General features: G+C 60.5%; 12 protein-coding genes. 3 read left to right on the top strand and 9 right to left on the bottom strand.

The window, feature by feature from the left end; genetic code table 11:
* Nucleotides 1–69: 69 nt before the first annotated feature.
* From pstA to GNF76_RS06720, 4 genes are all read right to left on the bottom strand, one after another.
* The gene (pstA, locus tag GNF76_RS06735; protein WP_178123208.1) at nucleotides 70–1,740 is read right to left on the bottom strand and encodes a phosphate ABC transporter permease PstA; all 1,671 of its coding nucleotides are present in this window, start codon (nucleotides 1,738–1,740) and stop codon (nucleotides 70–72) included.
* 15 nt (nucleotides 1,741–1,755) lie between these two features.
* Nucleotides 1,756–3,789: an ABC transporter permease subunit gene (locus GNF76_RS06730; protein ID WP_178123220.1), complete on the bottom strand. Its 2,034-nt coding sequence runs from the start codon at nucleotides 3,787–3,789 to the stop codon at nucleotides 1,756–1,758.
* Between the two features lie 430 nt (nucleotides 3,790–4,219).
* Nucleotides 4,220–5,209, bottom strand: a complete 990-nt coding sequence (locus tag GNF76_RS06725) for a phosphate ABC transporter substrate-binding protein PstS (protein WP_155582394.1) — start codon at nucleotides 5,207–5,209, stop codon at nucleotides 4,220–4,222.
* A 246-nt stretch (nucleotides 5,210–5,455) separates the two neighbouring features.
* Nucleotides 5,456–6,745 (bottom strand): MFS transporter, encoded by a 1,290-nt coding sequence (locus GNF76_RS06720; RefSeq protein WP_155582393.1) that lies wholly within the window; start codon nucleotides 6,743–6,745, stop codon nucleotides 5,456–5,458.
* Nucleotides 6,746–7,216: 471 nt separating this feature from the next.
* Between GNF76_RS06720 and GNF76_RS06715 the strand changes: the two genes are divergently transcribed.
* Nucleotides 7,217–7,621 carry an acyl-CoA thioesterase gene (locus GNF76_RS06715; protein ID WP_003176975.1) on the top strand — a complete coding sequence of 135 codons (405 nt, stop codon included), beginning with the start codon at nucleotides 7,217–7,219 and terminating at the stop codon, nucleotides 7,619–7,621.
* A gap of 56 nt (nucleotides 7,622–7,677) precedes the next feature.
* A complete protein-coding gene (locus GNF76_RS06710) occupies nucleotides 7,678–8,577 on the top strand; it encodes a D-hexose-6-phosphate mutarotase (RefSeq protein WP_155582392.1) in 900 nt (299 codons plus the stop codon).
* A gap of 117 nt (nucleotides 8,578–8,694) precedes the next feature.
* Here GNF76_RS06710 and GNF76_RS06705 read toward each other — a convergent pair whose 3' ends face one another.
* From GNF76_RS06705 to GNF76_RS06685, 5 genes are all read right to left on the bottom strand, one after another.
* The gene (locus tag GNF76_RS06705) at nucleotides 8,695–9,231 is read right to left on the bottom strand and encodes a DUF3299 domain-containing protein (RefSeq protein ID WP_155582391.1); all 537 of its coding nucleotides are present in this window, start codon (nucleotides 9,229–9,231) and stop codon (nucleotides 8,695–8,697) included.
* A gap of 77 nt (nucleotides 9,232–9,308) precedes the next feature.
* Nucleotides 9,309–9,554 carry a GlsB/YeaQ/YmgE family stress response membrane protein gene (locus GNF76_RS06700; protein WP_003213408.1) on the bottom strand — a complete coding sequence of 82 codons (246 nt, stop codon included), beginning with the start codon at nucleotides 9,552–9,554 and terminating at the stop codon, nucleotides 9,309–9,311.
* Nucleotides 9,555–9,653: 99 nt separating this feature from the next.
* Nucleotides 9,654–10,739: a 5-(carboxyamino)imidazole ribonucleotide synthase gene (locus GNF76_RS06695; protein ID WP_155582390.1), complete on the bottom strand. Its 1,086-nt coding sequence runs from the start codon at nucleotides 10,737–10,739 to the stop codon at nucleotides 9,654–9,656.
* Nucleotides 10,740–10,751: 12 nt separating this feature from the next.
* On the bottom strand, nucleotides 10,752–11,243 hold the full coding sequence (gene purE, locus GNF76_RS06690) for a 5-(carboxyamino)imidazole ribonucleotide mutase (protein WP_003195648.1): 492 nt from the start codon (nucleotides 11,241–11,243) through the stop codon (nucleotides 10,752–10,754).
* A 348-nt stretch (nucleotides 11,244–11,591) separates the two neighbouring features.
* Complete coding sequence (locus GNF76_RS06685; RefSeq protein WP_155582389.1) at nucleotides 11,592–12,500, bottom strand: LysR substrate-binding domain-containing protein; 909 nt, start codon at nucleotides 12,498–12,500, stop codon at nucleotides 11,592–11,594.
* 181 nt (nucleotides 12,501–12,681) lie between these two features.
* Between GNF76_RS06685 and aspA the strand changes: the two genes are divergently transcribed.
* Nucleotides 12,682–14,106 carry an aspartate ammonia-lyase gene (gene aspA / locus GNF76_RS06680; RefSeq protein ID WP_155582388.1) on the top strand — a complete coding sequence of 475 codons (1,425 nt, stop codon included), beginning with the start codon at nucleotides 12,682–12,684 and terminating at the stop codon, nucleotides 14,104–14,106.
* The last annotated feature ends 18 nt before the right edge of the window (nucleotides 14,107–14,124 follow it).

Raw genomic sequence — 14,124 nt, 5'->3', positions numbered from 1 at the left:
TTCAGTAACAACGCGGTGATGCCATCGCAGGCAAGCCAGCTCCCACATTTGTCCGCGTCCACATAAAAATCAGCTATCCAGCGCCTTGTACTTCTCGCGCAGGTGGTTACGAATCCACACCGCCGACAGGTTGAGCGTGGCGATCACCAGCACCAGCAACAGCGCGGTGGCGTACACCAGCGGCCGTGCGGCTTCGACGTTAGGGCTCTGGAAGCCGACGTCATAAATATGGAAGCCCAGGTGCATGATCTTCTGGTCCAGGTGCAGGTACGGGTAGTTGCCGTCCACTGGCAGCGACGGCGCCAGTTTCACCACACCCACCAGCATCAGCGGCGCCACTTCACCAGCGGCGCGGGCCACGGCGAGGATCATGCCGGTCATCATCGCCGGGCTGGCCATCGGCAGGACGATCTTCCACAGCGTTTCCGCCTTGGTCGCGCCCAGTGCCAGGGAGCCTTCACGCACGGTACGAGGAATCCGTGCCAGGCCTTCTTCAGTAGCCACGATCACCACCGGTACGGCCAGCAACGCCAGGGTCAGGGACGCCCAGAGCAGACCCGGAGTGCCGAAGGTCGGTGCCGGCAAGGCTTCGGAGAAGAACAAGCGGTCCACCGAACCACCCAGCACGTAGACGAAGAAACCCAGGCCAAACACGCCGTAAACGATGGCCGGGACGCCCGCCAGGTTATTCACCGCGATACGGATGATCCGGGTCAGGGTGTTCTGCTTGGCGTACTCACGCAGGTACACCGCCGCCAGCACGCCGAACGGGGTCACGATCATCGCCATGATCAGGGTCATCATCACGGTGCCGAAGATCGCCGGGAAGATCCCGCCCTCGGTGTTGGCTTCCCGTGGGTCGTCGCTGAGGAATTCCCAGACCTTGCTGAAGTAGAAGCCGACCTTGGTCATGTAACCCATGGCGTTCGGTTGGTAGGCGTGCACCACCTTGCCGATGCTGATCTCCAGCTCTTTACCGTTGGCATCACGAGCGGTCAGGCTGTCGCGGTTGAACTGGGTGTGCAGGTCAGACAAACGTGCTTCGATGTCCTTGTAGCGGTTGTTCAGCTCGGCGCGGCCACTGTCCATGTCGGCTTGTGCGGTGGCGTCCAGCTTGCCTTCCAGCTCCAGCTTGCGGCCGTGCAGGCGGATGCGTTCCAAACCGGCGTTGATCGCACCGATATCGGATTTTTCAAGGGTCTTGAGCTGAGCCGCGAGCTTGTTGACGCGGTCCACACGGGCTTGCAGTTCTGGCCAGGCGGCAGCGCCTTCGGCGATCACCTTGCCGTCCTGTTTGACGTTGACCAGGGTGCCGTAGAAGTTACCCCACTCACGACGCTCGATCGTCATCAGCTCTGCAGGCTTGGTCTGGTTGGTCAACCACTCACCGACGATCCAGGTGAAGTCATTGCCGTTCAAGTCGCGGTTACCGACCTTGATCAGCTCGCGGGTCATGAATTCCGGACCTTGATCCGGCACCGGCAAGCCAGCACTTTTCAGGCGCTCACGGGGCACTTCTTCTTTCTGTACCACTTCGCCGATGACGATATGGTTGGCTTGGCCCGGTACGTCGTAGCTGGCCTGGATCAGGTCCGCCGGCCAGAAGTGGCCCAGGCCACGCACCGCAATCACGGCCAGCAAACCAATGGTCATGATGACCGCGATGGACACCGCGCCACCGCTGATCCAGACGCCGGGGGCGCCGCTCTTGAACCATCCATTCAGGGAGTTCTGTTTCACAGACTTCTACCTTTCTTAAAGCGACGAGTATTTCTTGCGCAGACGCTGACGAATCAGCTCGGCGAGGGTGTTCATGATGAAGGTGAACAACAGCAGCACCAGCGCCGAGAGGAACAGCACGCGGTAGTGGCTGCCGCCGACTTCCGACTCGGGCATTTCCACCGCAACGTTGGCCGCAAGCGTGCGCAGGCCTTCGAACAGGTTCATTTCCATCACCGGGGTGTTGCCGGTAGCCATCAGCACGATCATGGTTTCGCCGACCGCACGACCCATGCCGATCATCAGTGCCGAGAAAATCCCCGGGCTGGCGGTCAGGATCACCACGCGAGTCATGGTCTGCCATGGTGTGGCACCGAGGGCCAGGGAACCCAGGGTCAGGCCGCGTGGCACGCTGAACACGGCGTCTTCGGCGATGGAGTAGATGTTCGGGATTACCGCAAAACCCATGGCCAGACCTACGACCAGAGCGTTGCGCTGGTCGTAGGTAATCCCTAAGTCGTGGGAGATCCACATCCGCATGTCGCCGCCGAAGAACCAGGTTTCCAGGTACGGGCTCATGTACAGCGAGAGCCAGCCCACAAACAGGATGACCGGGATCAGGATCGCGCTTTCCCAACCGTCAGGAACCCGCAGGCGGATGGATTCAGGCAGGCGGCTGAAGACGAAGCCGGCCACCAGGATGCCAATCGGCAACAGCATCAGCAGACTGAATATCCCCGGTAGATGCCCTTCGACATACGGCGCCAGGAACAGGCCGGCGAAGAAGCCGAGAATCACCGTCGGCATCGCTTCCATCAGTTCGATCACCGGCTTGACCTTACGGCGCAGGCTCGGCGCCATGAAGTAGGCGGTGTAGATGGCAGCAGCAACGGCCAGCGGTGCGGCCAGCAGCATGGCGTAGAACGCAGCCTTGAGCGTACCGAAGGTCAGGGGCGCGAGGCTCATCTTGGGTTCGAAGTCGGTGTTGGCGGCGGTCGATTGCCAGACGTATTTAGGCTCGTCGTAGTTTTCGTACCAGACCTTGCTCCACAACGCGCTCCAGGACACTTCCGGGTGCGGGTTGTCGAGCAGCAGCGGTTGCAGCTTGCCGCCCGCTTCGACGATCACACGGTTGGCCCGTGGCGACAGACCGAACACACCCTGGCCGTCGACTACCGGGTCCACCAGCAGCGTGCGGTGGGCGGTGCTGTGGAACACGCCGAGCTTGCCGGAAGCGTCGAGGGCAACGAAGCCTTTGCGACGTTCTTCGGCGGTGATTTCGATGACAGGCGTGGTGCCCATCTGGAAGGTGCGGATCTGCTTCAGGCGTTGCTCGCCGTCCGGGTCACGGGCCATGAACCACTGGGCCAGGCCACCTTTGGAGTCACCAACGATCAGCGAGATACCGCCCACCAGTTGGGTACTGGCAGTCACTTCGGCACCAGCGTCTTCCAGCAGTTTGTAGCGACCGTTGAGGCTGTTGTCCCGCAGGCTGAACACATCGGCCAAAGCGCGACCGTTGATCACGTACAGCCATTGCTGGCGCGGGTCGACGAAGATGGCTTTGACCGGCTCAGTCATTTGCGGCAGCTCAATGCGCTTCTGCTCGCTGGTGACTTCACCGGTCATCATGTTTTCTTCGCGACTCACCGACAGCACGTTCAAGTGCGAACCGGCGGAGCCCGCCACCACCAGCGACGAATCCGTGGCGTTGAGGGCTACGTGCTCCAGCGGACGACCTTGCTCGTCGAGGACGATAGGCGTTTCGCCGTAAGGATATTCGACCGCAGGTGTGATGGTCTTCTTGCCGTCCGGGTAGGACACTTTGTAGGTGTGGCGGAACACCAGGGACTGGCCGTTGGACAGGCCGAGGATCACCAGCGGGCTGCCAGGCTGGTCTTCACCGATGGAAACGACGCTGGTACCGGCCGGGAGTGGCAGGTTGACGCGCTTAAGCTCAGCTCCCGTATCAACATCAAAGAACAGCGCCTGGCCCTTGTCGGAAACCCGCATGGCCACCTGGTTCTGCTCTTCCAGGGAGATCATCAGCGGCTTGCCGGCGTCCTGTATCCAGGCAGGGCTCAGGGCCTCTTCCTTGGTCAGGCTGGCACCCTGGAACAGCGGCGCAACCACGTAGGCGAGGAAGAAGAAGATCAAGGTGATCGCGCCCAGGACGGCGAGGCCGCCAATCAGGACATACCAACGGGTCAGGCGATCCTTGAGCGCGCGGATGCGGCGCTTGCGTTGCAGCTCAGGCGTATTGAAATCAATGCGCTTGGGGGGAGAAGTCGTCGTCATGGTGGAATTGGCCAGATCATTCATGCGCACACCCTAGCGATCCTGTATGACAGAAAGATGACAAAGCAGTGACGCAAAAAATCCGCCGCGTAGCAGAGCTGGCAGCGGACTGAAAAATTGAGGGTGAGGTCCAGGTCTTGCAGACCTCACCTGGGCCGTGAACCTGGACAACGCCCAGGCTCACGGCAGCTTTACTGGAGGCTTATTTGCCACCTTCTTTCAGACCCAGGTCAGCCAGTGCCTTGGCGGCAACTTTGGCTGGCAGTGGGATATAGCCGTCTTTCACTACAACTTCCTGGCCCTGTTTGGACAGGACCAGCTTCACGAACTCAGCTTCCAGCGGAGCCAGAGGCTTGTTCGGGGCTTTGTTGACGTAAACGTAGAGGAAGCGCGACAGCGGGTATTTGCCGTTCAGGGCGTTTTCTTCGCTGTCTTCGATGAAGTCAGTGCTGCCTTTCTTGGCCAGGGCCACGGTCTTCACGCTAGCGGTCTTGTAGCCGATGCCCGAGTAACCGATGCCGTTCAGCGAAGAGCTGATGGACTGCACGACCGAAGCCGAGCCTGGTTGTTCGTTCACGTTTGGCTTGTAGTCGCCTTTGCACAGGGCTTCTTCTTTGAAGTAGCCGTAGGTGCCGGATACCGAGTTACGACCGAACAGTTGCACTGGCTTGTTGGCCAGGTCGCCGGTCACGCCCAGGTCACCCCAGGTTTTCACTTCAGCTTTGGCGCCGCACAGACGAGTCGAGGAGAAGATCGCGTCGACTTGTTCCATGGTCAGGTGCTGGATCGGGTTGTCCTTGTGCACGAACACGGCCAGGGCATCCACGGCAACCGGGATAGCGGTTGGCTTGTAGCCGTACTTCTGCTCGAAGGCAGCCAGTTCGGTGTCCTTCATCTTGCGGCTCATCGGGCCCAGGTTGGAGGTGCCTTCAGTCAGCGCAGGTGGCGCAGTGGCGGAGCCCGCAGCCTGAATCTGGATATTGACGTTCGGGTATTCCTTTTTGTAACCCTCTGCCCACAAGGTCATCAGGTTTGCCAGGGTATCGGAACCAACGCTGGACAAGTTGCCCGACACACCCGTGGTCTTCACGTAAGCCGGAATTGCCGGGTCAACACCAGCGGCCACCGCGTGGGCAGTCGCAACGCCAGCAGCGACAAAAGTCATTGCCGCCATCAAACGCTTCAGTTTCATGCCTTACTCCTAGCAGATAGGGATAGTTGGATCGGGGCCAAGTATCGGTAGGCCGTGTGAACACTCTATGTCCGGAATGTGACAATTAGATGAAAGGCCAGTATTCGAGAAGAACACTGGCCCTTGGGGGAAATACCCGGAAATGCGGGGCGAGGCGGGAGGTGAAGAGGTAGGTACAGGGGCTAGGAAATACTCTGTAATGGTTAACGGGCTGCGCCTGGCGACGCAGCCTTCAGGCGAAGGCCGTTAGCGTCCGCGCTTCCACAAATAGCCACCCACCAGCATCCCCATCGTGCAGATCACTGCAACGTAGTACGCGGGCCCCATCGGGCTTTCCTTCATCAGCAGCGACACCGCCAAGGGCGTCAGGCCGCCAAACACGGCGTAGGCGACGTTGTAGGAAAACGACAACCCGCTAAACCGCACCACCGGCGGGAAGGCCTTGACCATGACATAGGGCACCACGCCAACCACACCGACAAACAGGCCCGTCAGGGTGTACAGCGGGAACAGCCAGTCCGGGTGATCGAGCAGGCTGTGGTAGAGCGTCCAGGACGTTGCCAGCAGCAGCGCACAACCGGCGATCAGCACGCGGCCTGCGCCGAAGCGGTCCGCCAGGGCGCCGGAAGCGATGCAACCGAGGCTCAAGGTCACGATCGCCAGGCTGTTGGCCTGCAGCGACACGGTGGGGCTGAAGTGGTAGACGGTCTGCAGCACGGTCGGAGTCATCAGGATGACCACCACGATGCCAGCGGAGAGCAGCCAGGTCAGCAGCATCGACAGCACGATGGCGCCACGGTGGTCACGCAGCACCGCGCGCAACGGCAGCTCCGCAGCCAGTGTCTTGCGTTGCTGCATCTCGGCGAAGATCGGCGTTTCATGCAACCAGCGGCGCAGGTACACCGAGAACAGGCCGAATACGCCACCCAGCAGGAACGGAATACGCCAGGCGTAATCCGAAACCTGCTCCGGGCTATAGATCGTGTTGATGGCGGTAGCCACCAGCGACCCCAGCAAAATCCCGGCGGTCAGGCCGCTGGTCAGGGTGCCGCAGGCATAGCCGATGTGCCGAGGCGGCACATGTTCGGAGACAAACACCCACGCACCCGGTACCTCACCCCCAATTGCCGCGCCCTGGATGACCCGCATCAGCAGCAACAGGATCGGCGCCCACAGGCCGATCTGCGCATAGGTCGGCAGCAGGCCCATGATCAGGGTCGGTACGGCCATCATGAAGATGCTCAGGGTGAACATCTTCTTGCGGCCCAGCAGGTCGCCGAAGTGCGCCATGACGATGCCGCCCAGCGGACGCGCGAGATAACCGGCGGCGAAAATGCCGAAGGTCTGCATCAAGCGCAGCCATTCGGGCATGTCGGCGGGGAAAAACAGCTTTCCGACTACCGTGGCGAAAAATACGAAGATGATGAAGTCGTAGAACTCCAGCGCCCCGCCCAAGGCAGACAGCGACAGGGTTTTGTAGTCGTTGCGGGTCAGCGGGCGCGAAGGTTGCGCGCTGCTTGCGGGCACGGAGGACATGGCAAGGCTTCTCTTATTAGTAGTCAGAACGGCAAGCCCGCAGACGCTGGCAACGCGTGCGGCGGGTTCGGCAAGATAACAAATCGCCTGGAAAAGCACAGCGCTGAGCTGTTAACAGTTCCCAGGGGTGAAATATTTTCGAGATCTGCGCCCTATCGGCAGCGCAGAAGAACAGTTGCGGGAAAAAGCCGCAATACAGCCGCTATTTACCGACCAAATGAGTGTCTGGAGGTCGTCGTGGCGCCGACGGCTCGATATACTCGGCCACTGCAAGCGCCAGACCCGCATCCTTGAGGGGCTGCTGTGCCAAAACGCCGTTGGGTGGTTCCAGCCGGTTTGGCAGAGTTTCCCTTTAGTACGCCTTACGAGAAACGTGTAAAACGGAGTATGTTTGTGCTGAAACGTTTTTCCAACAGTCGGCTATCCACTTGAAACACCCATGAAGCGTCACGGGTCAGAGGCACCCCCGGCATGATCGAACTCGAACAAGAAGATCCTATCCCGCAAGGCGATCTCGCCCTGCAAATTACCGCACTGCCGCGTGAAACCAATGGTTTCGGCGATATCTTCGGCGGCTGGCTGGTGGCCCAGATGGACCTCGCGGGCACGGCCATGGCCAGCAAAGTGGCAGGTGGCCGCGTCGCGACCGTCGCCATTGACCGCATGGCGTTCCTGGTGCCGGTAGCCGTAGGCGCACAGCTGTCCTTCTACACCCAGGCCCTGGAAATCGGCCGCAGCTCGATCCAGATGATGGTCGAAGTGTGGAGCGACGACCCGCTGTCCAGTGAATGGCGCAAGGTCACCGAGGCGGTATTTGTGTTCGTCGCGATTGATGGCAGTGGCCGCACCCGATCGGTTCCGTCGCGAGCGCGTTAAACCTCGCGGCGGTTTGACGGTCCATAGCCCCATTGTCTGTGATTGAGAGAGCCCCTATGTCTGCGCCTGACGTCGAAATCGTGAAACTGGATGAGCTGACCTGTTGGCGCATCCGCCACGAAGGAGCCGAATTGGTGATCGCCCAACAAGGCGCCCACCTTGTCAGCTACCAGCGTGCCGGCGAAAAGCCGCTGATCTGGCCCAACGACAACGCGGTATTCAAGACAGGCAAAGGCATCCGCACCGGCGTGCCAATATGCTGGCCGTGGTTTGGGGTTTTTGACCGTAACCCGCAAAGCGTGAAAGCCATGCGTCACAGTGACAAGCCGGCCGGGGCCCACGGTTTCGTGCGCACCGCTGACTGGACACTGGAGAAAACCGCCCCGCTTGCCAATGCCTTGCAGTTGGACTTTGCACTCACGGTCCCGCAGGGCGGTTTTCCGGAATGGCCCCATCAGGTCGACCTGAAGATGACCCTCCTGCTGGACGATCAGTTGCATATCCAGTTGACCAGCCATAACCGTGGCACCGACACCGTGACCCTCAGCCAGGCGTTGCACAGTTACTTCGCGGTCAGCGACGTGCGCAATGTGCAGGTCGAAGGCCTCGATGGGTTGGAGTACATCGACACGGCGGATGACTGGAAGACCAACAAACAATCCGGTCTCCTGCACTTCAGCGGTGAGACCGACCGCATCTATCTCGACACGCCGGCGCAGTTGAACGTTGTCGATAAAGACTGGCAGCGCCGCATCCAGCTCACCAGCACCGGCTCACACTCGACGGTGATCTGGAACCCCTGGACCGAGCGTGCCAAGGCCTTCAGCGATATGGCTGACGATGGCTGGCAGGGCATGCTGTGCATCGAGACGGCGAATGTACTGGGCGATGTGGTGAGCTTGGCGCCAGGTGAAAGCCATACCTTGGGCGTGAGCATCAGCGGTATCGCCCTGTAAAAACCCGATCACCTGTGGGAGCTGGCTTGCCTGCGATAGCGTCACCTCGGCATCACTGAAACACCGAGTCGCCCGCATCGCAGGCAAGCCAGCTCCCACCTGAGTCATGTACCGTTCTTATAGGTCAGACTCCTTCACCGCCCGCACTTTCCCTGCATCCAGCGCATACGCCGCATCAGCCAGGTCATTGTTGACCGTCTCCACCTTCAACGTCCCTGTCACCCACAGCGGCGTGTAGATGTCATCCAGCTTCAAGCCTTTGGGATACCGCACCAGCACCAATTGGTTAGGCGGCGGTGGCGGCACGTGGATGCAGGCACCTGGGTAAGGCACCAGGAAGAACAGCGTGCTGCGGCCCTTGGCGTCGGTCTCCAATGGTACCGGGTAGCCACCAATGCGGATGTTCTTGCCGTTCATGGCCGCCACAGTCTTGGTGGAATACATCACCGCCGGCAACCCCTTGCTCTGCTTCAAACCACCCTTTGCAGTAAAGGTGCCCTGGGCTTCCGGGGAGTTGTGGTCGATTTCCGGCATTTGTTCGAGGGCTTTCTGGTCCGACTTGGGCATCAGTTCGAGCCAGTCGGTTTCCGGCAGTTCGCCGGCATGGGCCAGGCCAGTGCCCAGCAAGAGGAGAGTCAACAAGAGACGGCGCATGGAGGAGCTCGGCAAGGAAACAATGACGAGCATTCTAGCCCTCTGCGCCTGCGCAGCGCAGAGGACTCAACGCTAAATTACTTCTTTTTCAGCAGCCCGTAGATCACCAACAGGACCACGGCACCTACCAGCGCGCCGATAAAACCTGCACCTTGACCCGCCTGGTAGATACCCAGCGCCTGGCCACCATATGTGGCCACCAGGGAGCCGGCGATGCCCAGCAGGATGGTCATGATCCAACCCATGCTGTCGTCACCTGGCTTCAGGAAACGCGCCAGCAGGCCGACGATCAAGCCGATAAAGATGGTTCCAATAATACCCATGGCATTTCCCTCTGAATGAATTTAGCTAGAGCCTAGTCAGACTTTGGCATCCTGCAATCAGAGGATGGCGGTTACCAATGGTTCCCGCCAGCGTTTGAGTTATTGCTCGGCGATCAGCGCTTCGACTTTGAGGATCTGTTGTTCCAGGGTCGCGCGATCTGCGCAGCGCAGGTTCGCATGGCCGACCTTGCGCCCGACCTTGAAGGCCTTGCCGTAGTGGTGCAGATGGCAGTCATCGATAGCAACGACCTTTTCCACTGGCGGGACGACACCGATGAAGTTGAGCATGGCGCTCTCGCCAACCTTCGCCGTCGACCCCAACGGCAAGCCCGCTACCGCCCGCAGGTGGTTTTCGAACTGGCTGCACTCGGCTCCTTCGGTGGTCCAGTGCCCGGAGTTGTGCACACGCGGAGCGATTTCGTTGGCCTTGAGGCCGCCGTCGACTTCAAAGAACTCGAACGCCATTACGCCGACGTAATCCAACTGCTTCAACACCCGGCTGGAATAGTCTTCGGCCAGGGCTTGCAGCGGGTGATCGGTACTGGCCACGGACAACTTGAGGATGCCGCTGTCATGGGTGTTGTGCACCAACGGGTAGAAACGGGTTTCGCCATCACGCGCGCGTACGGCGATCAGCGAAACTTCACCGGTGAATGGCACGAAGCCTTCCAGCAGGCAAGCGACGCTGCCCAGCTCGGCGAAAGTGCCGACCACATCGGCGGCGGTACGCAGGACTTTCTGGCCCTTGCCGTCATAACCCAACGTGCGGGTCTTCAACACAGCTGGCAGGCCGATGGCCGCGACTGCAGCGTCCAGGTCCGCCTGGGACTGGATGTCGGCGAACGCGGGCGTTGGAATACCCAGGTCCTTGAACATGCTTTTTTCGAACCAGCGATCACGAGCGATGCGCAGGGCTTCGGCGCTCGGGTACACCGGGACGAACTGCGACAGGAAGGCCACGGTTTCAGCCGGGACGCTTTCGAACTCGAACGTCACCAGGTCGACTTCATCGGCCAGTTGGCGCAGGTGATCCGGGTCGCTGTAGTCAGCCCGCAGGTGTTCACCCAGCGCCGCAGCGCAGGCATCCGGCGCCGGATCCAGGAAAGCGAAGTTCATCCCCAGCGGGGTACCCGCCAGAGCCAGCATGCGGCCCAACTGGCCGCCACCGATTACACCGATTTTCATCAATCAACAACCTCAGGCGATGCGTGGGTCTGGATTGTCCAGGACGCTGTCTGTCTGCTCAGCACGAAATTTTTTCAGCACCGCATGGAACTGCGGATGCTTGGCGCCCAGGATGCTGGCGGACAACAACGCTGCGTTGATCGCGCCGGCCTTGCCAATCGCCAGGGTGGCCACCGGAATACCGGCGGGCATCTGCACGATGGACAACAGCGAATCCACGCCCGAGAGCATTGACGACTGCACCGGCACGCCGAGTACCGGCAGGTGGGTCTTGGCCGCACACATGCCCGGCAAGTGCGCCGCACCACCGGCACCGGCGATGATGACTTCGATGCCACGGGACTCAGCTTCATCGGCATACTGGAACAGCAAATCCGGCGTGCGGTGGGCGGAAACCACCTTCACTTCGTAGGGAATGCCGAGCTTTTCCAGCATATCGGCGGTGTGGCTAAGGGTGGACCAATCGGACTTGGAGCCCATGATCACGCCAACCAATGCACTCATCGTCGTGCCTCTTCTCTCTGGGCGCCCGCAGGCGCGTCAAAAAACAACAAGCCACGCGGGAAATCCGGCGTGGCTTGGTGTACGAATTAAGGCCGGTTGGACCGGCCGAAGGCCGCGCAGTATACCGTAATACAGCGGAGAAACAGCCCCTTGGGCGACCATCTGTCTTACGGGGCAAACCGGCGGTTTTATTGACCCTGAGGTCAGCGAACACACCACTGATAAATCATGGGAACTGGATCAAGGTGGGAGCTGGCTTGCCTGCGATAGCATCACCTCAATCAGGCTGATGTACCGAGGTGTCTGCATCGCAGGCAAGCCAGCTCCCACACTTGATTGTTGTCGCCCTCAGGTGTTTTGCGCTGCACCGCCTTCCAACTTGCGCCACAACAACCGCACATTCGCCTTGCGCACCAATGCACAGCGATACAAGCGAATCTCCAACGGCACATGCCATTGCGGCCCGCCACACACCACCAGCTCGCCCCGCGCCAACTCGGCACGCACGCTCAACTGCGGCACCCAGGCGATTCCCAAGCCTTCCAGGGCCATGCTTTTCAGGCTGTCAGCCATCGCCGTTTCGTAAACCGTGGTGAAACGCAGAGCCCGTTGACGCAACAGCAGGTTCACCGAACGCCCAAGAAACGCCCCGGCGCTATAGGCCAATAGCGGCACGCTGCCCTCGCCCTCTAGATCGAACAACGGTTTGCCATGCGCATCCGCGGCGCACACCGGGAGCATTTCGGTATTGCCCAGGTGCAGCGACGGGAAGATCTCCGGGTCCATCTGCATCGCGGCATCCGGGTCGTAGAATGCCAACATCAGGTCACAACCGCCTTCACGCAGTGCATGCACAGCGTCACCGACGTTGGTGGCGACCAGCCGCGTGGCAATGTTCAGGCCTTCGTTACGCAGTTGGGCGATCCAGCGCGGGAAAAAGCCCAATGCCAAGGAGTGTGCGGCCGCCACCTGCATGACTTCGCCTTGCCCGCCTTCCAGATGATGCAAGTGGCGCAGCACTTCACCGAGCTGTTCGACCACGGTGCGCGCCGTCACCAGGAACAACTGCCCCGCTGCCGTCAGTTCGACGGGCGTACGCGAACGGTTGACCAGCGTCAGCCCCAGCGCGGCTTCAAGGCTGCGGATCCTGCGGCTGAACGCCGGCTGGGTGACGAAGCGCCGCTCCGCCGCCTGGGAGAAGCTGCGGGTGGCAGCCAAGGCGCTAAAGTCTTCCAGCCATTTGCTTTCAAGGTTCATCAGGTCCTCCCAGGGTATGCACCATTTTGGCACACACGCCCGCCATGGTAATCGGGTCACACCAACATTATGCCGTTTGTGCATAGGCCAGTGCTTAACAGCATTGGCCCTAAAACTTCTGCAAGCCTAGCATTCGCAGCGTTCCGGCCAGTTCCGGGTCCATATCGAGATGATTTCCGTCATGTCCTCCGCTGCATCATTCCGCACAGAAAAAGACCTGCTTGGCGTACTCGAAGTACCCGCCCAAGCGTATTACGGCATCCAGACCCTGCGAGCGGTGAATAACTTCCGTCTCTCCGGCGTTCCGATTTCGCATTACCCGAAATTGGTGGTCGGCCTGGCAATGGTCAAACAAGCCGCCGCTGACGCCAACCGCGAGTTGGGCCAGCTCAGCGAAGCCAAGCACGCTGCCATCAGCGAAGCCTGTGCCCGTCTGATCCGCGGCGATTTCCACGAAGAGTTCGTGGTGGACATGATTCAAGGCGGCGCTGGCACTTCAACCAACATGAATGCCAACGAAGTCATCGCCAACATCGCGTTGGAGGCCATGGGCCACAACAAGGGCGAATACCAGTACCTGCACCCGAACAACGACGTGAACATGGCGCAGTCGACCAACGACGCCTACCCGACCGCGATCCGCCTGGGTCTGCTGCTGGGCCACGACGCATTGCTGGCCAGCCTCGACAGCCTGATCCAGTCGTTCGCCGCCAAGGGTGAAGAATTCAACCACGTCCTGAAAATGGGCCGTACCCAGTTGCAAGACGCCGTGCCGATGACCCTCGGCCAGGAATTCCGCGCCTTCGCCACCACCCTGGGTGAAGACTTGGCCCGCCTGAAGACTCTGGCGCCGGAACTGCTGACCGAAGTCAACCTGGGTGGCACCGCCATCGGTACCGGCATCAACGCCGACCCGCGTTATCAGGCCCTGGCCGTTTCGCGCCTGGCCACCATCAGCGGCCAGCCGCTGGTACCGGCTGCCGACCTGATTGAAGCGACCTCCGACATGGGCGCCTTCGTGCTGTTCTCCGGCATGCTCAAGCGCACCGCAGTGAAGTTGTCGAAGATCTGCAACGACCTGCGCCTGTTGTCCAGCGGACCACGTACCGGCATCAACGAAATCAACCTGCCAGCGCGTCAGCCAGGCAGCTCGATCATGCCCGGCAAGGTCAACCCAGTGATCCCGGAAGCGGTTAACCAGGTCGCGTTCCAGATCATCGGTAACGATTTGGCACTGACCATTGCTGCCGAAGGCGGCCAATTGCAACTGAACGTGATGGAACCGCTGATCGCTTTCAAGATCTTCGACTCGATCCGCCTGCTGCAACGGGCCATGGACATGCTGCGCGAGCACTGCATCGTCGGCATTACCGCCAACGAAGCCCGCTGCCGCGAGTTGGTGGAACACTCCATTGGCCTGGTCACCGCGCTGAACCCGTACATCGGCTATGAAAACGCCACCCGTATCGCCCGTATCGCTCTTGAAAGCGGCCGTGGCGTGCTGGAACTGGTGCGCGAAGAAGGCTTGCTCGACGACGCCATGCTCGACGACATCCTGCGCCCGGAAAACATGATTGCCCCGCGTCTGGTGCCTTTGAAGGCCTAAGCGCTGTTGCACCGCTCA

The organism is Pseudomonas spelaei, assembly GCF_009724245.1.
Classification (GTDB): Bacteria; Pseudomonadota; Gammaproteobacteria; order Pseudomonadales; family Pseudomonadaceae; genus Aquipseudomonas; species Aquipseudomonas spelaei.
Note: the sequence above shows the minus strand (reverse complement) of the source record. Positions and strands in the feature narration are given on the sequence as shown.

What these genes read in the sequence shown, in the direction of transcription:
- GNF76_RS06725 (WP_155582394.1), bottom strand. Translation starts at nt 5,209, where the DNA reads ATGAAACTGAAGCGTTTGATGGCGGCAATGACTTTTGTCGCTGCTGGC.
- GNF76_RS06720 (WP_155582393.1), bottom strand. Translation starts at nt 6,745, where the DNA reads ATGTCCTCCGTGCCCGCAAGCAGCGCGCAACCTTCGCGCCCGCTGACC.
- GNF76_RS06715 (WP_003176975.1), top strand. Translation starts at nt 7,217, where the DNA reads ATGATCGAACTCGAACAAGAAGATCCTATCCCGCAAGGCGATCTCGCC.
- GNF76_RS06710 (WP_155582392.1), top strand. Translation starts at nt 7,678, where the DNA reads ATGTCTGCGCCTGACGTCGAAATCGTGAAACTGGATGAGCTGACCTGT.
- GNF76_RS06705 (WP_155582391.1), bottom strand. Translation starts at nt 9,231, where the DNA reads ATGCGCCGTCTCTTGTTGACTCTCCTCTTGCTGGGCACTGGCCTGGCC.
- GNF76_RS06700 (WP_003213408.1), bottom strand. Translation starts at nt 9,554, where the DNA reads ATGGGTATTATTGGAACCATCTTTATCGGCTTGATCGTCGGCCTGCTG.
- GNF76_RS06695 (WP_155582390.1), bottom strand. Translation starts at nt 10,739, where the DNA reads ATGAAAATCGGTGTAATCGGTGGCGGCCAGTTGGGCCGCATGCTGGCT.
- purE (WP_003195648.1), bottom strand. Translation starts at nt 11,243, where the DNA reads ATGAGTGCATTGGTTGGCGTGATCATGGGCTCCAAGTCCGATTGGTCC.
- GNF76_RS06685 (WP_155582389.1), bottom strand. Translation starts at nt 12,500, where the DNA reads ATGAACCTTGAAAGCAAATGGCTGGAAGACTTTAGCGCCTTGGCTGCC.
- aspA (WP_155582388.1), top strand. Translation starts at nt 12,682, where the DNA reads ATGTCCTCCGCTGCATCATTCCGCACAGAAAAAGACCTGCTTGGCGTA.